Source organism: Desulfoconvexum algidum (assembly GCF_055382125.1).
This window is the reverse complement of record NZ_AP042394.1, coordinates 2,204,905-2,226,666: the sequence shown is the minus strand read 5'-3', so window position 1 is coordinate 2,226,666 and position 21,762 is coordinate 2,204,905. Positions and strand designations below refer to the sequence as shown.

Here is a 21,762-nt window from a genome sequence, read left to right as displayed (position 1 = left end):
CTAAAATGTTACATACTTTCCCTTCAAAGTAAAGCAATAACTTGTTCAATACCCGTGAAGAAAAGGGCAAGATCACAGGGGTTTCAAAAGATAACCGGCCAGAAAAAGATCTTCGGGGGTTGTCAGTTTAATATTAAACAAGGATCCCTTGGTGACAAAAACAGAAAGCCCGGCATGCTCCATCAAGGAAGCATCATCGGTCCCGGCAAACGAGGTGGCTTTTGCATGGGCATAAGCTTTTAAAACAAGGTCAAGGCGAAAAACCTGAGGCGTCTGGGCCTTATATAGGGAATCCCGGTCAAGGGTCTTCACAATTTTCTGACCCTCCAAAACTTTTTTTACGGTATCTGTAATTTTTACAGCAGGGATACAGGCCCCATTTAGGATGGCCTTTTCAATACAATCATCTATTAATGTTTTTCCAATAAAGGGCCGGACCCCATCATGTATCAGCACCATGGTTTTGTTAAGGTCGGGGGATATTTTGCAGGCCTTTTTCAACCCGTTAAAAACAGATTCCTGACGTCTTATTCCGCCAGCGACTAAATGAATGGGGGTCGTAAAGCAAAAGGGTTCCAGAATGGTTTCCCTGCAAAATTTTCTATCCTCTTCGGGGACGACCAGAATAATATCACAAATTTTTTCATGGGAATCAAAGACCGTGATGGTCCTGGTTAAAACGGGGATCTTCGCAAGTTCCAGATATTGCTTTTTTTGTCGGGACTGCATGCGCTGCCCTTTGCCGCCAGCCACAATGATCGCAATATGCCTGAAAGTATTCATTTAATTAAACCGAATTCGCCTGATTCATATTCAGCTCAAATAGGATAATTCTTTGGGCAAAGGAATTCCCTTGCCCATGTGGTCTTCACCATAGTTAACCCCTGCCAGTATAACAAGATCGTTCAATGCCCTTGAATCACCGGTAAAGGCGACGATCTCAATTTCTTCCTTTTTGATCTTTCCCCCGGCCCATTGTATATCAAGAACCGATGAAGCATCAAAGAAATCTTCTCCCACCTGCAACTTCACTTCACCGCCGTAATGCTGGACAATTTTTGCCACCAAAAGACTGGGGCGACTGTGAAATCCCCTGTCTTTAGGGATGCCCACATGGATGGTGGATCTTTCCATGTTTTCATTAATGATTCGAAAAGCAACTTCCTTACCAGAAGAAAGAAACTTGGCCGCATAAAAGAGACAAAAATTGACCGCCCGGTCCAGCAGAAGATCCCGATCAATTAATTCGGACAAGGCAACACTGACGTTCTTATAAACATCTTTAAATCCAACGTCATACAAGTGGCGTTCATAAAAATGCAGCAGCCGGCCCATGACCTGCAAAATATGGAAAACAACGGAAAAATGACTGCGGAGCTCATCTAAAATAATATTTTCAGCGGCAGACTCAGAATTCACCACATAGGAATCAAAGGAGGATTGAATATTGTGGATCCTCATTTCATAACTACGAATAATCACTTCATTGATTTTCTCTGGAACCAGTTGATTAATCTTTTTTAAATCATATCGCTCATAAAAAGAAAATTGGTCAAAGTCCTTGATCACCTCAAGAAATTCACTGGCAATCCGGGTTAAGTTTTCTTTCTGGTTATCTTTTGCATTCGAATCATCAATGTTGTGATCCAGATGCTGGGAAGAGGTAATTCCGGGGAAATAACCCAGGTCATACCCGGTTTCAGGAATGGTTATGTCCAGTCGCTTTGCTTCGTCTAAAATAACGGGTACGGCAAGCTTCAAAGAATCCTGGATAATCCTCAGGGTATCTAAAGCCTCTAGTTTAAACATGTCCTGGTGACCATTTTCAATTCGGTAAAATTTAAACCGATTCAACAGATGACGCTGGGAATAACAGGCAAGTGAAAGATGACGGACGCTGGCACTCAGCTCGCGGTAAAAAACCCACTCTTTATTTTTTTTAGCCCCGTGGAAATCCAGAAAATCTTCCAGGATATGGGAAGTGGTAATGAGTTTGGAATACAGTTTTTTGGTAAACAGATAATCGTCGGATTCAAGATTATTAATGAACAACAAACACTTTAGGTATTCAAAGGAAAAAATATTGGCCTTTTCCTTGAACGAGATATCACATGCAAGACTCATTATTGACTATCCGGTTTAATAAAATTGAATTAGCGCGCTATTGCGCGGGCTTTTAGCTGTTAGCTGTTAGCCATTAGCTGTTAGCTAAAAGCTAACGGCTAAATACAAATTCCCATACCATTGAATTGAAAAAAATTTCGGTCTGACCGTCCAGTAAGCCGAATCCTGTCACCCGGGCCGGTTACCCAGCCACGGGCCAACGATCATTCATCTGGGATACATGTTGCCATGCACCTCATGCAACCTACCCGGAAACTTGGGCGGACAGCCCTCAAGCATTTCCCTATTTGGTCTTGCACCGGACGGGGTTTACCAAGCTTTTCCAGTCACCTGGAAAACTGGTGCGCTCTTACCGCACCGTTTCACCCTTACCCCAAGGAATGTTGCCACTCCAAAGGGCGGTCTATTCTCTGCTGCACTTTCCTTCACGTCGCCGCGACTCCACGTTATGGAGCGTCCTGTCCTGTGGTGTTCGGACTTTCCTCGAGGCACTAAAAAAGCACCCCGCGATCGTTTAGTCCGGTCAGACCGAAATTTTAATCAATATCTACATAATAAAGGATTCTACTGCATTGGGGACATGAAATCAACGAAGTTCCTCGCTGTACTTCAATATAAAGCTGGGGCGGAATATTCATAAAACATCCGGAGCAGACTGCATGGCTGACACTGGTAACCGCAGACCCCTGGTTCATCTTTGATATTTTGCGAAACCTGTCCATCAAAGAAGGGGCCAGGCGTTTGCCAATATCTCGTTGCTGTTCCAGGTATTCCTCCAGCAGCTCCTTGTCATCACTGCATTTTTTTTCCATTTCAGCTTGTTGGGCCGCGATCTGTTCTGCCAGCAATTCATACTCTCGTTCGCTCTCATTGGCTATGGTTTCCGATTTTTCCCGTTCATCCATAAATTCGAGCAATTCAGTTTCCAGGGCATCTTTGCGTTTTTTATTGTCATCCACCTCACGCAGAAGAACCTGATACTCCTTGTTGGTTTTAACCATTCTTAGGTGTTCATTGCTTTTAATAATCCGATCATCCACAATCTGGACTTCATGCTCGCTATCACGACATGCAACTTGCGCCCTGGCAAAATCTTCTCTATTCTGAACCAGGGCTTTTTCAAATTGTTTAAGCCGTGATGCCAATTTTGTTTTTTCGATTTCAACCTTTTCAAGAACCGCCTGAAGTCTGACGATCTCAGTTTCCGCTTCTTGAAGTTTAACAAGTGTCGCAATATCCGGTTTTGATGTACCCTTCATAGTTTATCCTTAAACAGTTTTGAATGGATCTTTTTCTTTTTTAAACCCTTGTATCTTTATATCATATCCAACAGATGCCAGCGCTTGGGCAAGAATGCTTTCCAACAAATCAACCACAATGACTTCCGAAGCAAAATGTCCCACATCTATCAGGCCTTTGTGGTTCATTTCAACCTGTCTTGCTTCATGGTACTTAACATCACCTGTTATATAAACATCTGCGGAAGATTCCAGGAAACAATCCACCAAAGAACCGCCAGAACCGGTACACAGCGCGACTCGATCCACTTGAAGATCAAGATCGCCTATTACCCGAAGATGTTCAAGCCCAAGACGTTCCTTAACATTTAAGGCCAGATCCCGCAGGGATAGCACAGATTTCAGGGCTCCGATTCTGCCGAGTCCCTGAAGTTGTCCCTTGGATTTGTCTAAAGGTGAAGCCGCTTTGTTTGAATCCGATATTATTGAATCCAATATTATTGGATCAGGACAAAGGACTTCATCGCAGTTGACACCCATAATTTGAGCAAAATAATCGTTGAGCCCGCCAACGGCTTTGTCTAAATTGGTATGGGCGGAAATTATACTGATGTGTTCCCTGGCAGCCAGACCAATGACTGATCCCGGCATTTTGCTAAAATCAATGGATTTTACAGGGTTTATCTGCAGGGGGTGATGGGACAGCACAAGATCCGCCCCCCAGTCTCTGGACGCCTCCATAACCTCTTTAGACACATCCAGACTGACCATAATTTTTTGAATCTCCCCGTCAGGATCTCCTGCCTGAAGCCCGGAATTATCCCAGTTTTCAGCAAGGTCAAAGGGGGCAAAGCCATTGATGATATCTATTATTTTTTTGACGGTTAATGGCATATCTCGTCTCCATAAACAAAAAAAGCGTGGTATACTACCACGCTTTTTGTTCTTATATTGGCTTGATATTCAACAGGCACATTCATATATGACCTGACCATCCTTTTTTCATTTTCATCGCATTCATAAGGTTTGCCTTTTGTTCGTTTAATGGTGGGCCCACCTGGAATCGAACCAGGGACCGACCGGTTATGAGCCGGTGGCTCTGCCAAACTGAGCTATAGGCCCGTTACCATGCAAACAAACTTGATTTATATATAGCAATCATAAGCCGGTGTCAAGATTTAATTTTCTATGAAGGTCTTGAGTTTTTTGCTCCTGGTTGGATGCCGAAGCTTGCGCAATGCCTTGGCTTCAATCTGACGGATTCTTTCCCGGGTAACCGTAAAATCCTTGCCAACCTCTTCCAGGGTATGGTCGGATTTTTCTCCAATGCCAAACCGCATTCTCAATACCTTTTCTTCCCGTGGTGTCAGGGTCGCCAGTATTTTGCGTGTCTGCTCCGCCAGGCTGAAATCAATGGCAGCCTCAGAAGGAATGGAAAATTTCTTGTCTTCAATAAAATCACCCAAATGACTGTCTTCTTCCTCTCCAATGGGCGTTTCTAAAGAGATAGGTTCCTTGGCGATCTTGAGCACCCTTCTGACTTTATCAATGGGGATTTCCATTTTTTCGGCAATTTCTTCGGGTGAGGGTTCCTTGCCCATCTCCTGGACAAGATACCGGGAAGTTCTGATGAGCTTATTGATGGTTTCGATCATATGAACGGGAATACGAATGGTCCTGGCCTGGTCGGCAATGGCCCGGGTAATGGCCTGGCGTATCCACCAGGTGGCATAGGTTGAAAATTTATACCCCCTTCTGTATTCAAACTTGTCCACGGCTTTCATCAAACCAATATTTCCTTCCTGGATAAGATCCAGAAATTGAAGCCCCCTGTTGGTATATTTTTTGGCGATGCTGACAACCAGTCTCAAGTTGGCCCTTACCAATTCCCGCTTGGCAAAATCGGCGCTTTTGCGTCCCGCGTCAACCCCCTGGGTTATGGTTTGCAAGTCTTCTATGCCGCCCTTGATAAAATTTTTCCGCTGGTCCACCTGGTCGAGCACCGAACAGATATCTTCATACAGCAAAATGACCCGTTCTTCCTTAAGATCACTTCTAGCCGTCACCCATCGCAGAAAGGACTCCTGGTCCGCCCCCTGCTTTAACATGGTGTCTTTGCGCACATTAAAGGTCTTGGCACATTTTTCCAAAAGCTGATCAACATTTTCAAACCAGGCAATGGTATTGCGGATACTTTTTTCAATATTATCGATCACGTTGGCTTCAAACCGCCACCGTTTTAAATGCTCAAATATGATTTCCGTATTGTCGAAGATCTCTCGTTCGAGGTGTTCGAATTTTTTGGTTCCTTTTTTCAGACTGACCAGCTGTTCTCTTTTTTCCTGATTTTCCTCGTGAATATCATTGATATGGGTGAGGGCATTGAGAAATTTTTCCTGTTTGGACACTTCATCCACAACCCCGTCCCCTTCATCCACATCCCGCAGTACATGTTTGGGTCTCATGGATTTTTTTTCCATTTTTTTCCCATACATAAAAATGATGGACAATGAAATCGGACAATTGAGCATGGATCGAAGAATCTTTCGTTCACCCGCCTCAATTTTTTTGGCAATCTCGATCTCCCCTTCCCTGCTCAAAAGGGTCACCATACCCATTTCTTTCAGGTACATTTTAACAGGATCTGTGACCGCACCAAATTCAAGATCCGGCTTGTCCTTTTTAGGTGAAAAAAGATCTTTTTTGGCGCCCTTGGCCTCTTCAACGGGCTTGACTTTTTTAACCACCTTTTTAACCGCCTTTTTTTTAGGCGCTGCAGCCGCTTTCTTTGAAGAAGCCTTTTCCTGGTCCACCAATTCAATCCCCAGTTCTTTGAACTGAACCACAATGTCATCAATCTGATCAAATGATTGTAAATCACCAGATATGGCATCATTTATTTCGGCAAAAGAGAGAACTCCATTTTTTGCACCCTTTTCTATAAGCTTACGCATTACATCCCTACTGATCACTATATTCTCTCCAGACGTATCTGTCTTTTTTGCCATATAATGCCTCCCAAAGGCCTAAATTTGTTGACTATCGTGTAATTGCTGAATTTCAAGCTGTTTTTTTCTTAACAGGTCTGTCACATTCGCATCACAGCCCTTTTCCGCACTTATAATCTCGGTTGTTAAAATATTTTCAGTTTTTTTTCTGATTCTTATAATCCGGTTCATCAAAACATTTGCAGTCCTAGCCATATCATCATTTCCGGAAAAATCATCCATTGCAAGGGATGCTATTAATTCTTGATCCCTGTTATCGTCTATTTTTGCCATAACACTCGTAACAAAACCCTCGTTAACCGATTCGGTTGCTATAATTTTCCTGGCAATTTTTTGGAACCGTTTTGAATAAAAACAGCTTAAAACCTCTTTTTCTACCACCTCGGGTATCAGGTTGGGGTAATTCAACATGATACTTAAAATTTGACGTTCCCTTGGATCCGATACCAGGATTTTCTCATCCGCGGGGTGGTCTGGCATAAGCGAAGACTGTTTTGTAGACTTTTGGATAACAGCATCTCTCACTTTTTCCAAAACCGCTCGTTCATCAATGTTCAGGGTTTCTGAAAGCTCCCTTACATATAAAGATCTTAATGCGGAATCTTTAATCAACGCCAGGTGCTGTTTCATCTCATCTAAAATTCTAATCCTGCCCTCTACGGACAAACCATGGGTATCCATGGCAAGCCCGAGTAAAAACTGCATAATGGTTTTAGCTTGATCCGCAAGCTCTAAAAAAGCGTCTCGTCCATGCTTCATCACAAAGGAATCCGGGTCATGCTTATCCGGCAAAACCAGAATTCTTGTATCCACAGCTTCCCCCATGAAAATCTGGATGCTTCTTTTAGCGGCATTGATTCCAGCATCATCGGAATCAAATACAAGGATCATCCTTCCGGCATACCCTTTTAAAATTCGGACATGTTCCTTTGTCAATGCTGTACCCAAACTGGCAACTGTATTTTTAATCCCATGCTGGTAAAGGGATAAAAAATCAAAATACCCCTCCACTATATAAACGCTTCCTTCCCGGCGGCAATATTGCTTGGCAGCATGCAGGCCGTAAAGAATCCTGCCCTTGCTGTAAACGGGGGTTTCAGGGGAGTTCATATATTTGGGCATGGCATCATCCATGACACGCCCACCAAAACCGGCTACCTGCATATTGATGTCAAAAATAGGAAACATGATTCGATTTCGGAACCTGTCATAATACCCATTGCCCTGTTTTCTTGGCAAAATCAGACCCGAATTCACTGCAACCTGACGGGTCACCTTTTCTTTTTTTAAAAAATGGACAACATCATCCCAGGCGTCATGGGCAAGTCCCAAATAAAACTCATCAATTATATCCCTTGTCATGCCTCTATTTTCAAGGTAATCCCTTGCGGCCTTCCCCTTGGAAGTTTCATTGAGAACCCCGGCGTAAAGGCTCATTACTTTTTTATTCAGCCGAAGCAAAGATTCTTTAACAAGAACTTGTTTTTTCCTGGCCGGATCCATTGATTCTGTCTCCAGGACAACATTATATTTTCTTGCCAGCATTCTGGCCGCTTCTGGAAAAGATATCCCGTGATATTTCATGATAAAGGACAATGCATTCCCTCCGGCACCGCAGCCGAAACAATGAAAAATCTGCTTGTCCGCATTCACAGAAAAAGAAGGTGACTTCTCTGAATGAAAGGGACACAGGCCAAAAAAATTCCGGCCCGATTTTTTAAGAATAACAGATTCTGATACAATATCTACAATATCTGAAGTGTTTAAAATTTCTGAAATTTTCTCTTCAGGAATATACATTTTCGGTGGTGCTGGCTCCAAATTTTCAACCGGTTATACAAGGTTATATAAGTTAAGTACGTAATAAACCATGTCAATAATCATCGGCAAAGATAATAGTAATCATTTAAAATCAAAGCAATAAGGATTGTCTACAAACTGCCTTTGCTGGAGAGGGGCCCGGAAAGATTCTCGTTAATACGGGTTGCACTATTTAATGATTTTCCCATGGCCTTGAAAATAGATTCAAGCACATGGTGCTCATTAACACCATAATATGAATTTATATGAAGGTTAAATCCGCCCTTAACACTGAATGCCTGGAAAAACTCCCGGGCAAGATCCGCATCAAACGCGCCCCCTGATTTCAAGTCTTTAGGAAAATGATATACAAGATAAGGGCGATTAGACAAATCCACTGTCACCCGGGACAATGCCTCATCCATGGGGATACAGCTGTCACCGAACCTTTGTATTCCTTCTTTTTTTTCAAGGGCTTCATGAAAAGCCTGCCCAAGGACAAGCCCGGTATCTTCTATTGTATGGTGTAAATCCACTTCAAGGTCGCCCTTGGCACGGATCTTAAGATCAAAAAAACCATGAACAGTAAAGGCCGTCAGCATATGATCAAAAAATGGAATCCCCGTAGAGATATCGGCCTCGCCTGTGCCGTCTAAATTCAGCTCAATTTCTATTTGTGTTTCTTTTGTTTTTCGGAAAACATCTATCTTTCGGCTCATAAACCCATCCTTGTGAAACACTCTTTGAATCCCATTATTGGCCTATTATTGACCCATTCTTACAAATAAGATAAATAGGAGCAATTAAACTCTGTACCCACCATCTCTCGTTCCAAAAACTAATCTAAACGAATCCTTCTAAAATACAATATAACCGTTTATATGTCAATTTGATTATAAGAATAGATCCGAATATCGTGTTTTGCAATTTCAAATTTCTAAACACTTATGGACAAAGTGGTTGCAAATTCCTCTTAAAGTCCTTATATTTATAGGATTAAAAATAAAATCAGAGTTTTCAGGATGATGGGCGATGAACATAAACAGCACTAATAATTATTCACCCGGCAGTGGATACTCAGGCGGGAATCTTGCCAGGGCATCCATAACTTCAGGCCAAAGCAAAGGCAATTTAAACCAGGAAGCTTTGGCCGCAATTTCTATTTCGTCTTTACCCGGTCAACCTTCTTCCCAGACCACTTCCCAGACAAACAGCCCCACAGATCCCGACCTGCAGGGAACAGAAAACTCCAATCCCCAGGCAGAACAGCAGCCACTGGAAAAAAAAGTCAGTGACAACTCGCTAACCCAGGCAGAACTCCAATTAATAATGGAGCTCGGACAAAGAGACACTGAGGTCAGAAGCCATGAAATGGCACACATCGCTGCCGGGGGCAGCCTGATCACCTCGGGGGCCAGCTTTACATACCAGCGGGGGCCTGATGGTAATAATTATGCCGTGGGAGGAGAAGTCAGCATTGACACCTCAGAGGTACCCGGAGACCCCAAAGCCACTGCCCAAAAAATGCGACAGGTCAAGAGCGCCGCCCTGGCACCCGCCAATCCTTCTTCCCAGGATTTAAAAGTGGCTTCCAAAGCAGCATCCCTGGCAGCAAAGGCCAGTTCCGAACTTACCATGCTCCAGGCCAAACAACAGGCCCAGACCAATGAAGCCAAGGCCTTTGGGAACATGAAGCAGGCATCTGATTCCTATACGAAGGTCAACAATCTGCCGGAAGATGAGACCCGCACCTTCAACCTGGCCGTCTGATCTGATTTTTCATAGGCTTCATTTTATCAATTTTACGATCTGCTTGAATTCTTCCCCACTGGCTTCTTGCATCAATTCAAACAAAATCATTTCCACACTGGTAAGCTGTCCACCTGACTGGACCAGACGCGCAAGACCGATTTCTTTGTTTTCCTTTGTTCTCGAAGAAACACAATCGGCAGCCACCTGGACCTGATACCCTTGGTTTAGCAATTCATATCCTGTCTGGTAAACACAGATGTGGGTTTCAAGACCGGTCAACAACACCTGGCTTCGGCCCAGAGCTTTAAATTTATTCATAAACTCAGGCTCTTTACAGCAAGAAAAAGACACTTTTTCAATGGGTGCAGCCCCTTCCATGAGGCAAGAGAGCTCGCCAATGGTCTTCCCAAGCTTGGAAGGAATCTGCTCCATCCACAGGATGGGAACATCCAGTATTTTCATGGCTTTTATCATAAGCGCCAGGGAGCCAAAAAATTTATCTCGTTCGTACATCAGTTGGGCCAGCTGCCCCTGAACATCCACAAGAAGCATCACAGATTTATCTATTGTAAACACGGCACACCTCCTCATATAAATTAAGATTAACCCCCCGCCATCCTTCCCAATAGAATCATTTTAATTGTTTATTCATATCAGTTAAACCATAAAAGACAAGTAATTTCACCCAGCGCTGAAAGGTTCGGTTTCAGAAAAAATTGCCATCCATGACAATTTTTGTTAAACTATCGAACAATTAATGCTGTTTTGATACAAATAAATTATTGGGGTGGATTAAATTTAAGAGTTGTAAACCCCTCATAACAACGGATCTATCATATATATATGAGGTTATGCACACTTCTTGCTTAAAATGAGCTTAGAATAATTATATACAGGAGCAGTCAGATGAGCTTATCCATACAAAACAATGTGTCTGCATTACAGGCCTTTTCAAAACAGGTTTCGGTCAGTGCCAATAATGTTGCCAATTCCCTTTCCGATGATTTCAAATCAAGCAGGGCCATAAACACCCAAGGTGCTGACAAACAAGTAACCACCACCATTACCCAAAGTAACACTTCCGGCCCCCTTGTTGAAGATCCACTTAAAAACGACGGGTCCCTTAAGGAATTATCAAACACAAACATTGCACAAGAACTGGTTCAGCAAATTTCAGCTCAACACGGATTTAATGCAAATGCCAAAACCATACAATCCTATGAAGAAACCATCGGCTCTTTATTTGATGTGGTTGGATAGACTGTCATGAAACAACTTATTTTCATCTTTTTTTTAGGAGTTTACCTGATGGGCTGTGCCGGGCTTCAGACAGATTATGAACCCCCCATTGTCAGCATTACCTCCTTTAATGCAATCCCCGGCGAAGGCATGGTTCCGCGGTTTGAAATAGGACTGCATATTGTCAATCCAAACCGGTCTGCCCTTGATTTAAAGGGCATCGCCTATACCATAAGTCTTGAAGGCCACAATTTACTAACAGGCGTTTCCAACAAACTGCCCAGAATAGAGGCCTATGGCGAAGGGGATATTTTGTTGGAGGCATCTGTTGATTTTTTTAACAGCATTGGCTTTTTTGCAGATCTTGCCAAAAATCAAAGGGAAACCTTTGCATACAGCCTGGATGCAAAACTTGATGTGGGAACCGTGCATCCGATTATCCGGGTAAGCAAAAAAGGGAATCTTTCTTTGTTCACCTCTCCTTGAGACCAATAGAGAAGGCAACACACCCCCTTATTTATCAAAAATTCTATTCAAAAACCAGACAAAAAACAAACCACATAGGAAGAAAAAATGAACTTTAAAGAAATGATTGAATCCACCTTCAAGCAATCGCTTAAAAACATTGTACCGCTGATAATCACAACACTGGTTTTGATCGGTGTCAGTGTTGTGTCTTTCGGAATATTAGCGCCTGTGATGCTTGCAGGATATACAAAATCAATCTTGGATATGGTTAGAATCGGACGAGAACCCACCCCAAAGGATAATTTTTCACAACTGGGTCTTTTTTTACCCTTATTGCTGTTTACACTGGTATTGTTTATTGTTATCGGCATTGGTTTTTTTCTTCTTTTTCTTCCAGGCCTTATGATTATCTTAGCAGCAACCTTCTATTTGATATACATGGTTCCGTTGATGGTGGACAAAAACCTTGGCCTTGTAGATGCCTTCAAAGAAAGTATCTCACTTGTGCGTCACACCAGTTTTTTTGATCACCTTATCCTTGTTGTTCTATACTTAGTTGTTCAGTCCCTGGGGGGGTCTACTCTCCTGGGAACTATGATTACAATTCCCATCTCCACCATATTTTTGATGATTGCCTATGATCAGGCGGTGGCTTCTTAAGTTGACTCTCCGGAATAGTCACACCCCCCCAAAGGAAAACAGGGGATGAAATTCATATTAAACCGCCAATTGGTTTTGGAAAATTTTGCCGAAGATACCGGGCAGATTATTAAACAACACCTGACCCTTAAGAATCCAAAATTTTCAGAAGCCCAAAAAATGGGCCGATATACCCGGGGCATTGACCCTGTTTTATATTTTTATGAAGAGGACGAACACAGGTTAATTTGTCCCCGGGGTGCAGCAACACAGATTTATAAAATCTGCCAAACCCAGGGGGAAGCCATCGAATTTATAGATGCCAGGCAAACCCTTGAACCGGTTATTTTCAATTTTACCGGAGAATTAAGACCGCTACAGGTACCAGCCGTTGAAAGCTGTTTAAAAAAAGATTTCGGTCTTCTGGAGAGTCCAACCGGCAGTGGTAAAACCACAATGGCATTGTATATGATAGCAAAGAGAAGGCAGCCCGCTTTAATTGTGGTGCATACAAAAGAGTTGTTGAATCAGTGGGTTGATCGGATCGAACAATTCTTGAATATTCCCAAGTCTGAAATAGGCATTATCGGGTCCGGTAAATTCGAGATAGGTGATAAAATCACCGTGGCAATGATCCAAACCCTTTATAAAAAAGCAGATGAAGTGACAGATCACATTGGCAATGTTATTGTTGATGAATGTCATAGATGCCCTTCAAGAACGTTTACACAAGCGCTGACAGCATTCAGTGCAAAGTTCATGACCGGGTTGACGGCCACCATTTGGAGAAGAGACAAGCTTTCAAACGTGATCTTCTGGCATGTCGGAGATGTGACAGGCCGGATCGACAAAATAGATTTACTGGCCAGCGGGAACCTTTGTGATGCCCAAGTTAGATGGATAGAAACAAGCTTTAATACCCTCACAGATACAAGTGAATATTATTCACAGGTTTTGTCGGAATTGACAGAGGATTATCCGAGGAACCGTCTCATCTGTGATACCGTTGAAAATCATCAAAGCCCGGGAATCAGATTGATTTTATCAGACAGAAAAGAACACTGCCAGCTCCTTCACGACACCCTGCTCAAAGAAAACAATACTAAATCAGAGATTCTCACCGGCGCCTCATCCCCAAAAGAACGTGACAGGATTATCCAGGATTTACAGCATGGCCGCTGCACAACCCTTATTGCAACCGGCCAGCTCATCGGAGAAGGGTTTGATTTGCCCGGAATTTGCGCCATGTTTCTGACAACCCCTGTCAAATTTTCAGGCCGTCTCGTTCAATATATCGGTCGTGCCTTGAGGCCGGCTCCGGGGAAGAAAAAAGCCGTTATTTTTGATTTTGTCGATATTTTGAACCCCGTTTTTGAAGCGTCTGCAAGATCCCGGGCGCTTACATATGAACAGCAAAACATATTCATGCGATAAAGATTAGCACCCCAGGTAATTAAGAACATCCTCTTATTTGCTTGAAATGTAACTCAACTTGAAATACTATTGCCTGTCATACGGATTAAACACAATAGATCTTTTTTTAGGATATCCCCATGGAAAATAAACTAAATCTTCCATCAGAATCAGACATCAAAAGGATTCTTACCCTTGATGACAAGAAGCTGCCAAGTTTTCCCCAGGTAGCTGTAAAACTTATGGAAGCATCCAAAGACGAAACCGTCTCCTTGAGCGACCTTGCAAAAATTCTGGAGACAGATCCTGGTATCTCCGCAAGGGTGCTGCAAATTGTTAACTCTGCTTTTTACGGCATTGGACGGCAGATAACAAAGCTGTCTGAAGCGGTGACGCTTTTAGGCCTGGATGAAATAAAAAAAATTGCCCTGGGCATGACGGTGTTTGAAAAAATGTTCAAATCCGGTCGGGCCAGACAATTTGACAGGCTCCTTTTCTGGCGCCATAGCCTTTCTGTTGCTGTATTAAGCCTGGAAATTGCAAAAGCAACAGGATATCCCGACCCGGAAGAAGCTTATATTGCAGGGCTTTTACATGATGTTGGCAAAATCTTTCTTGATATCAACGGCAAACGAGACTATGGCAGTTTTATCCAGGAGCTGTCAAGTTCCACGGAACTGATCATTGAACAGGAACGCAGCACCCTGGGCCTGGGTCATGATGATATCGGGGCCTTTTTTTGTTCCCTTTGGAAACTGCCCGAAAAACTGATTATGGCTGTAAAATATCATCACCAGCCCTTTGATCAAATGGACTTTACACGAGAGGACAAGCTGCTGATTTCCATTGTTTCCCTGGCAAACTTTCTCTGCTGGACCCAGGGTATCGGATCATTTGATTTTATCCGGCCGCCCATCCTTCCCCCGGAAGTTGAAACCTTTATTGACCTTGAAAAAATTGATGTCATCAATTGCATTCACCGTATGAACAAGGAAATCGAAAGCATTTCCGAATTTTATCAATTTGTCTTCCCGTCTGCAAATCAGCTCAAAGAAAATCTGCTGTGGGCAAACCTCAAGCTTTCCAAAGCCAATACACGCTATTATTACCAGGAAGATCCGTTTAAACAAATCCAAAAGACCGCATCACAAATGGATACCCTGGAAATTGGAAAACCCCTTGCCAAGGCAAAAACCATCAAGGAGGTCCTTGATATTGTCATGTACCAGGTGGGTCGTATCTTTGAACCCCTTCACTGGTCCATACTCCTAAAGGATCCGAAAACAGAAGAAATGGTATTTTCCCTTGTGGTGGGAGCCAACAAGAAAAGGCTAAGGGGAGTAAAACTGCCAAAAGGAGAAGGGATTGCAGGTCATATAATGGATACCGGAAAATCTTTGATTATTAAGGATGTATCAAAGGATAACCGGTTCAGTATTCGGGTGGATAACTACACCAAATTCAAGACCCAGTCCATCATCGGCACTCCCCTGAAAACCGGCGACAAATGTTTTGGGGTTATCGAGCTGATCAATCGGATCAATGATGATCCTTTCAGTGAAGAGGATCTAAAATTTTTATCTTCAATTGCTGAATATGCAGCCATTGCTATTGAAAGATCCTATTATAACCAGGCCCTGACCAACATGGCCACAAAGGATTCATTAACCGGCCTTAAAAACCGGTGGAGTTTCGAACGCGCCATCAGCAATAAAGAAGCTGTCTTAAAACAGTATGGCAGTATCTTCACCATGATGATTATCACAGCCGACGGCATCCTTCAGATGGAAGAAACAGAAAACCTGGCATCCAAAGATTCGATTGTGAAAGAAATTGCCCAGGGTCTGATGAAAACCAAACGCAATAAAGATGTCCTTTTCCGATATGGAGAAGAGACCTTTATCCTGCTCTTGCCCCTGACCTTTGCCGATGATGCAGAAATAGCAAAACATCGGATTAAAAAAGAAGTTACCAAAATAATTGCACAAAAATTACAGATGCCTGTGAATATAACCATTTCACCCCATACAGTCAGCTCAGAGGATGCCGGAAAGTTAAAAAAAATAGTGGCTGATTTCCTTTTCAAATCAAAGGCGACTGTTAACCAAGACCCCATCGGCAAGATAGAAGACAATATCCAACCCTTGTTTGAACAGGAGAATATCAAGGAGACAAACCCAGAGGCCCAGACCAAAACCAAAACCTTTGGCAAATCTGTCTCATTGAGCGGAAACTTTGTCCTGTTAAAAACAGGAGAATCCGGTCATATCAGGGTGGAGCAACTTTCTTTGGAGGCCATCGGTTGCAAAATTTCAAGATCACACCATATCCAGATCAATGATTTTCTGGATATTCGATTTTTCCTTGATGATATAAAAAAATCCTTAATAAAAAGACGGGGGGTTGTCAGGGAAATAAAAGGCAATTATATCAAGGCCGATTTTTATAATCCGCCGCCCTTTGCCAAGAACCTGGGATTCTATATGTTGAGCTGATACCCCAGCATCACTGCAAAAAGAACAAAGGCCTGCCCTAATCGTTGACCCAAAGTAAAACAGGGAGAAAGCATTTTCAGCTAACTCCCTGTTTTTATTATGGTACCGAAGAGAAGACTTGAACTTCCACGCCTTGCGGCACTAGATCCTAAGTCTAGCGTGTCTACCAATTCCACCACTTCGGCATAATTCCCTTTCATCAAAGTCAAATCCCTTAAATTTCAAGGAATTTTCCTTTTTGTTGGCCAATTTGTATATAGCAGATTGAGCAACGAGAGTGTTTATATAAAAAGCATGCCTAAATGTCAAGAACGAATCCCTTCCAGTAGGACAAAATAACTCAAAAATGTGAATCCTTCTATCCAACGGCAGGAACACTATAATGTGATAGAAACAATTTTTCTATGGGAAAAATACCCGGACTGGAGTATAAGTATAGCATTGAATCTCAGTTTAAAATGTCCATCAATTTAAATATTAATAACATATCAATAAAGTGAAACAATAAATCATGATCATAGATAACGCCAAAGAAGTTTTAAAGATAGAAGCCGAAAGTATCTTAAATCTCGTTCAAAAAATAGATATTTCATTTGAAAGCCTGGTAAAAGATATTTGTCAATCCAGGGGACGGGTCATCATTACGGGAATTGGAAAATCAGGACTTATCGGCAGAAAAATTGCTGCAACTCTGAGCAGTACAGGTACAAACGCTTTCTTTCTCCATCCCGTGGAAGCGGTCCACGGAGATCTTGGGATGGTAAGCTGCGACGATGTTGTTATTGCCATATCCAATAGTGGTGAGACCAGTGAATTGAACCAGTTGCTTCCGGTAATCCGGGAGGTGGGGTGTCGTCTGGCCGGGTTTACGGGAAACCTGTCATCCACCATGGCCCAGGTTTGCGACCTGGTCATTGATACCGGGGTTGAAAGAGAAGCCTGCCCCCTTAACATGGCCCCTACTTCCAGTACTACAGCCCAGCTTGCCATGGGAGATGCCCTGGCCGTGGCATTGATCCATGAAAAAAAATTTAAAAAAAGCGACTTCATGAAATCCCACCCCGGCGGGGCCCTGGGACAGCGGCTCGCCTGTAAAGTTGGAGAGATAATGTTTGAAGCCAGCACGGTTCCCTTTGTAACCATGGGCAACACTATGACCCAGGCCATTGAAGAAATGGATAAATTCAAATTAGGAGCTGTGATTGTCCTGAGCCAGACAAAACAACTTATGGGCATTATTACGGACGGAGATATTCGACATTGTGTTGCTGTTTCTACCCCTGATTTTGGCCAGGTTGCCGTGGAAAAAGTCATGACGCCTACCCCCCATTTTCTTGGTATTGATGCCTTTCTCTATGATGCGCTGAACCTGATGGAAAAATATGAGATAACGGTATTGCCCATTGTTGGCGAGGAAAATAAACTGGAAGGAATCTTGCACCTGCATGATATCCTTGGGAAAGGATCCTTTAAATTTAATGGAGGCAGTCAATGAAAACCGATAATTTCAATACAAAGATCTCCGTTCTGGGTGAGGCAAAAATTGATTCCCCCCTGAAAAACCATGGTATCCCCGGTGAAGGCGGTACAAGATTTATTTCCAATAATGCCAGAATTACCGTGGATGTTGAAATTGAAACCATGGAAGGGTTTATTAAAAAAAAACAACCCCTGCCCAGCTTTGAACAGACAGGTCCCAGGGAAAAAATATACTTTGATCCCAGCAAACTTAAGTGTGCCATTTCCACCTGCGGGGGGCTATGCCCCGGGCTCAATGATATTATTCGGTCAATTGTTCTCGAATTGTATCATATTTACCAGGTTCGAAATATTTATGGTATTCGCCATGGTCTCCAGGGATTTATTCCCGATTACGGGCATGATATCATGGATCTTAACCCAGGCAGTGTTTCCGGAATTCAGGATGCCGGCGGGTCCATTTTGGGATCCTCCCGGGGAACCCAGGATATCGGCATGGTGGTGGATTGCCTTGAGCGAATGAATGTGGGTATCTTATTCATGGTGGGGGGGGACGGCACCCTGATGGCATCCAAGCGAATTGCCGATGAAATTTTAACGAGAAAATTAAAAATATCGGTGATCTGCATCCCCAAAACCATTGATAATGACATTTTTCTGGTGTCCCGGTCATTTGGTTTTGATACGGCTGTTGACATCGCAACCCTGGCCATTAAGGGAGCCCATAATGAGGCAGCAGCTTACCCTTACGGCATTGGTCTGATAAAGCTCATGGGAAGGCACTCTGGGTTTTTGGCGGCAACAGCAGCGCTTGCCCAGCAGGATGCCAATTTTGTGCTGATCCCGGAGGTGGATATTTTCCTTTACGGAAAAACCGGATTTTTGCAGGCCCTTGAAAACAGAATCAAACTAAGAAAGCATGCCGTGATCATCGTGGCTGAAGGGGCGGGCCAAAATTTTTTCGATGACCAGGAAAATCAGTATGATGCTTCGGGCAATTTGGTGCTCAAGGATATTGGTGTCTATTTAAAGGATAAGATCGCCCAGTATTTTAAGGAAAAAGAGATCCCCATATCCCTTAAATACATTGATCCCAGCTATATTATTCGCAGCCTGCCGGCAAATGCCAATGACAGTGTTTTTTGTGGGTTTCTAGGAAGGGATGCCGTCCATGCCGGCATGGCGGGAAAAACAAATCTTTTGATCAGTTTCTGGAACAACCACTATGTCCATGTCCCCATGGAGGCTTCTGCAGGCAAACGTAAAAAACTGGATCCCCGGGGAAGGTTATGGCAGTCTGTTCTGGAAGCCACCGGTCAGAACATGTTTTTTACTGACTGATCTCCATGAACCGTCCTCGTTTAACGGTAATCAAAAACAGTTCCTTGTGGACACTACCGGTTTTATCAAACCAAGTGTTGCCGGTCACCCCTTCGAACACCCGGCCTCCCTGGAGGGCATTTTTCAGGCTTTCCCTTGAGTCCACGGCTTCATCCAGGGCCACTTCAAATAAAATAGTGGCCGTGTCATAGGCAATGGCCTCAAGAAACCCGGGAAGTGTCGCATATAGATCCTTAAATTCCTTTTCAAATCCAGCGGTTATGGGATTCTTGCTGTTTCCAAAGTATCCGTCGGTGATCACTGCATTTTTATTATACCCCTTTGCACCGGTCAGAAGACTCTCCTGGTGCCAGAGGTTGGTGCCCAAAAGCACCATGCCCGTGGCATCATTGAAGGCAAGCTGGGGAAGGATCAGGTTGACCCGCGACACAGAATCCGGGATAAAAAGGGCTTGAAAATCTATCTTGATTGCCTCTTCAATGGAGGTGGTAGCCCCCCCTCTATTGTTTTGTAATATTTTACCTTCTTCCGGCACACCGGAAATTTCAAATTCCTCTCCCGGCAGTGGTTCCGGTATTAAAAAATCGGGTAAAGGATAATATTCCCCGGTAAGTTTTTGAATGGGGGTGGTAAAATCGGTTTTCTTTCCATCATAGGATTCAACCCCGACAACCTGCCCGTTGAATTCATCCACAACATCCCAGAATAATTCCATATACCGCTTTCCATACCGTTCATTGGGATATAAAATGGCCATTTTTTTCAAACCAAGCACCTTGAAAACATAGGATGCCAAAGATCGGACTTGCATTTCAGGGGTAATAAAATTTAAAAAAAGGTAATCTCCCTGGAGGGGGAATTCACTTTTCTGGGTCAGAGCGATCAAGGGGATTCCCAAGGTTTGGGCCCGGGCACCCGCCATCCTGGGGGTCAGCATAGGTCCTATAATACCCATTACCTTTTCCTGGTTCAGTTCGTCAACACATTGGACTGCTCTTTCCGGGTTTGACCGGGTATCCTTGATAATCACATGGAACTGTCTATCATGGGCTTTTGACAGGTCCTGGATGGCCAACTGGATTCCCTGCAGGGCTCTTTGTCCAAAAAGGTGATATTTCCCTGACAACGGCAGCAGACAACCAATGGTATCTGGTTTAAAAGTGGCTGATTTCATGGCAAGCAATAAATCCCGGGCATCCTCGGCATAGACATGATCAGGATAGGTGTTGATAAAAAGATCCAATGCTTTTCCAGCTTCCATATAATTATTTTGGGTTGCCAGGTTTAACCCCAGCCAATAGAGCAAAAGCGAATGGGGAATACTTAAATTTTTGATTTGGAGAAACTCTTCAATGACAGGGGGGGAGGTTTTTGTCAGTACCTGTTCAATTCCGGATAAAATGGGCTCCTTGTCCTTGGGTTCTGCAAGGGAGAGTGCCTGGTTATAGACGAACAGGGCATCCTGATTGTTCCCTTCGGCTGAAAATTTCGCAGCTTCCGCCATGAGAATACGGGTCAATTGTGTATCTTGTTCAACTTTTTTCTCTTCAACACCCACAGGCTTATCCATGGGATATTTTACGGACTTTTTTGCACATCCCCACGGGCCTGCAATGATGGCAAGCGCCAGAAAAAGACAGGCGGTCTTCTGGATACAATTTGATTTTTTAATCATTTTATTTCGCAAATTCTATAAATTTTGGTCCATTCATATCCCATATGGGGCACCTCTTTTTTTTAACCTGGCAACTATATGTAAAATTCAAGATTATGTCAAAAATTTTTCTATCAATTCAATGGCATTTTTGGTTTGGGACGGTTCCAGCCAGATTAAGTCCTTCTCCCTGTTAAACCAGGTAAATTGACGTTTGGCATAGCGGCGGGTATCCCGTTTCAAAAGCCGGACAGCTTCATCAAAATCAACCTCCTGTTTTAGAAACATGCCCATGTGACGGTATCCAATGGACTGCATGGGTTTGAGATCCAGGGAATATCCTCGTTCAATTAAAGAATTGACTTCATTGAGCAGCCCCTGGCGGAGCATAATATCCACCCGCTGGTTGATCCTCGCATATAATTGTTTTCGATCCATAAAAAGACCAAAGGTAAGGCTTTGGTATTTGGATTCTTTGAAGTCATGGGCCATTTGTTTGTTAGAAATCGGCTGGCCCGTTGTCTGGAAAAACTCAAGGGCCCGAATCACCCTGAAACTATCATTGGGGTGAATTTTTTTTGCAGCAATGGGGTCACAAATCTTTAATTGTTCGTGGAGGAAAAGAGCGCCACGCTCCCCCTGTAGCCGGGTCAACTCAGATAGGGTTTTTTCACACACGGGACGGGAACGAAAAAGGCCATGGAGCAATGCCCGAATATAAAGCCCGGTACCACCTGCAACTATGGGAAGCCTCCCCTTTTCAGATAGAGAATCGATCACCTTCCCCGCATCAGCGGCATAAAGACCTGCATCATACTCGACCTTAGGATCCAGAAAATCAACCAGGTGATGGGAAACCATTTCTAACTCATTCTGGTCAGGTTTGGCTGTTCCAATGTCCATATATTTGTATATTTGCATGGAATCAGCGCCGATAATTTCCCCATTGAAATGTTGGGCAATGGCAATGGCAAAAGCGGTCTTACCAACACCAGTGGGACCACAAATTGTGATAATTTTTTTCATGCAGTTTTATGTATCCGGTCTTTTGTTCAATAATAGTTGACAAGATTTAAAAGAAAGCTTTATAACATATTTTTTTGCTTAGTATA

18 protein-coding genes, 2 tRNA genes and 1 other RNA gene are annotated in these 21,762 nt (G+C 43.3%); 8 read left to right on the top strand and 13 right to left on the bottom strand.

Features of this window, described 5'->3' with window-relative positions; translation table 11 throughout:
* Positions 1-72: 72 nt before the first annotated feature.
* The 9 genes from ispD to hisB all read right to left on the bottom strand — a co-directional run bounded on the left by ispD (position 73) and on the right by hisB (position 8,889).
* Positions 73-783 (bottom strand): 2-C-methyl-D-erythritol 4-phosphate cytidylyltransferase, encoded by a 711-nt coding sequence (gene ispD, locus ACZ45G_RS10160; protein WP_464177659.1) that lies wholly within the window; start codon positions 781-783, stop codon positions 73-75.
* 30 nt (positions 784-813) lie between these two features.
* A complete protein-coding gene (locus ACZ45G_RS10155) occupies positions 814-2,124 on the bottom strand; it encodes an HPr family phosphocarrier protein (protein WP_464177657.1) in 1,311 nt (436 codons plus the stop codon).
* 138 nt (positions 2,125-2,262) lie between these two features.
* Positions 2,263-2,651: RNase P RNA component class A (gene rnpB, locus ACZ45G_RS10150), an RNA gene on the bottom strand.
* Between the two features lie 9 nt (positions 2,652-2,660).
* Positions 2,661-3,383: a zinc ribbon domain-containing protein gene (locus ACZ45G_RS10145; protein WP_464177655.1), complete on the bottom strand. Its 723-nt coding sequence runs from the start codon at positions 3,381-3,383 to the stop codon at positions 2,661-2,663.
* Positions 3,384-3,392: 9 nt separating this feature from the next.
* Positions 3,393-4,256 carry a Nif3-like dinuclear metal center hexameric protein gene (locus ACZ45G_RS10140; protein WP_464177653.1) on the bottom strand — a complete coding sequence of 288 codons (864 nt, stop codon included), beginning with the start codon at positions 4,254-4,256 and terminating at the stop codon, positions 3,393-3,395.
* A gap of 151 nt (positions 4,257-4,407) precedes the next feature.
* Positions 4,408-4,484: transfer RNA gene (locus ACZ45G_RS10135), tRNA-Ile, on the bottom strand.
* Positions 4,485-4,540: 56 nt separating this feature from the next.
* Positions 4,541-6,370, bottom strand: a complete 1,830-nt coding sequence (gene rpoD, locus ACZ45G_RS10130) for an RNA polymerase sigma factor RpoD (protein ID WP_464177651.1) — start codon at positions 6,368-6,370, stop codon at positions 4,541-4,543.
* A gap of 18 nt (positions 6,371-6,388) precedes the next feature.
* Complete coding sequence (dnaG, locus tag ACZ45G_RS10125; RefSeq protein WP_464177649.1) at positions 6,389-8,170, bottom strand: DNA primase; 1,782 nt, start codon at positions 8,168-8,170, stop codon at positions 6,389-6,391.
* Between the two features lie 131 nt (positions 8,171-8,301).
* The gene (hisB, locus tag ACZ45G_RS10120; RefSeq protein ID WP_464177647.1) at positions 8,302-8,889 is read right to left on the bottom strand and encodes an imidazoleglycerol-phosphate dehydratase HisB; all 588 of its coding nucleotides are present in this window, start codon (positions 8,887-8,889) and stop codon (positions 8,302-8,304) included.
* Positions 8,890-9,202: 313 nt separating this feature from the next.
* Here hisB and ACZ45G_RS10115 point away from each other — a divergent pair, with 313 nt between their 5' ends.
* Positions 9,203-9,940: a putative metalloprotease CJM1_0395 family protein gene (locus ACZ45G_RS10115; RefSeq protein ID WP_464177645.1), complete on the top strand. Its 738-nt coding sequence runs from the start codon at positions 9,203-9,205 to the stop codon at positions 9,938-9,940.
* Positions 9,941-9,958: 18 nt separating this feature from the next.
* Here ACZ45G_RS10115 and ACZ45G_RS10110 read toward each other — a convergent pair whose 3' ends face one another.
* On the bottom strand, positions 9,959-10,498 hold the full coding sequence (locus ACZ45G_RS10110) for a hydrolase (protein WP_464177643.1): 540 nt from the start codon (positions 10,496-10,498) through the stop codon (positions 9,959-9,961).
* A gap of 330 nt (positions 10,499-10,828) precedes the next feature.
* Between ACZ45G_RS10110 and ACZ45G_RS10105 the strand changes: the two genes are divergently transcribed.
* The 5 genes from ACZ45G_RS10105 (at position 10,829) to ACZ45G_RS10085 (ending at position 16,176) form a co-directional block, all read left to right on the top strand.
* Positions 10,829-11,182: a flagellar basal body rod C-terminal domain-containing protein gene (locus ACZ45G_RS10105; protein WP_464177641.1), complete on the top strand. Its 354-nt coding sequence runs from the start codon at positions 10,829-10,831 to the stop codon at positions 11,180-11,182.
* A 6-nt stretch (positions 11,183-11,188) separates the two neighbouring features.
* Complete coding sequence (locus ACZ45G_RS10100) at positions 11,189-11,647, top strand: LEA/WHy family protein (RefSeq protein WP_464177639.1); 459 nt, start codon at positions 11,189-11,191, stop codon at positions 11,645-11,647.
* 87 nt (positions 11,648-11,734) lie between these two features.
* Positions 11,735-12,289: a hypothetical protein gene (locus tag ACZ45G_RS10095; RefSeq protein WP_464177637.1), complete on the top strand. Its 555-nt coding sequence runs from the start codon at positions 11,735-11,737 to the stop codon at positions 12,287-12,289.
* 45 nt (positions 12,290-12,334) lie between these two features.
* Entirely contained in the window at positions 12,335-13,702 is a 1,368-nt protein-coding gene (locus tag ACZ45G_RS10090; protein ID WP_464177635.1) for a DEAD/DEAH box helicase, read from the top strand.
* A 119-nt stretch (positions 13,703-13,821) separates the two neighbouring features.
* On the top strand, positions 13,822-16,176 hold the full coding sequence (locus ACZ45G_RS10085; RefSeq protein ID WP_464177633.1) for an HDOD domain-containing protein: 2,355 nt from the start codon (positions 13,822-13,824) through the stop codon (positions 16,174-16,176).
* A 100-nt stretch (positions 16,177-16,276) separates the two neighbouring features.
* Here the strand turns inward: ACZ45G_RS10085 and ACZ45G_RS10080 are convergent.
* A tRNA-Leu gene (locus tag ACZ45G_RS10080) sits at positions 16,277-16,361 on the bottom strand.
* Positions 16,362-16,687: 326 nt separating this feature from the next.
* Between ACZ45G_RS10080 and ACZ45G_RS10075 the strand changes: the two genes are divergently transcribed.
* Together ACZ45G_RS10075 and ACZ45G_RS10070 are read left to right on the top strand one after the other, a co-directional pair.
* On the top strand, positions 16,688-17,671 hold the full coding sequence (locus tag ACZ45G_RS10075) for a KpsF/GutQ family sugar-phosphate isomerase (RefSeq protein ID WP_464177631.1): 984 nt from the start codon (positions 16,688-16,690) through the stop codon (positions 17,669-17,671).
* The gene (locus ACZ45G_RS10070; protein ID WP_464177629.1) at positions 17,668-18,996 is read left to right on the top strand and encodes an ATP-dependent 6-phosphofructokinase; all 1,329 of its coding nucleotides are present in this window, start codon (positions 17,668-17,670) and stop codon (positions 18,994-18,996) included. The genes ACZ45G_RS10075 and ACZ45G_RS10070 overlap by 4 nt, the downstream gene beginning before the upstream one ends.
* Here ACZ45G_RS10070 and ACZ45G_RS10065 read toward each other — a convergent pair.
* Positions 18,986-20,671, bottom strand: coding sequence for a penicillin-binding protein activator (locus tag ACZ45G_RS10065; RefSeq protein ID WP_464177627.1), 1,686 nt, complete (start codon positions 20,669-20,671; stop codon positions 18,986-18,988). The two genes, ACZ45G_RS10070 and ACZ45G_RS10065, sit on opposite strands and share 11 nt — an antisense overlap.
* 93 nt (positions 20,672-20,764) lie before the next feature.
* Positions 20,765-21,676, bottom strand: a complete 912-nt coding sequence (gene miaA / locus ACZ45G_RS10060) for a tRNA (adenosine(37)-N6)-dimethylallyltransferase MiaA (RefSeq protein ID WP_464177625.1) — start codon at positions 21,674-21,676, stop codon at positions 20,765-20,767.
* Positions 21,677-21,762: the final 86 nt, after the last annotated feature.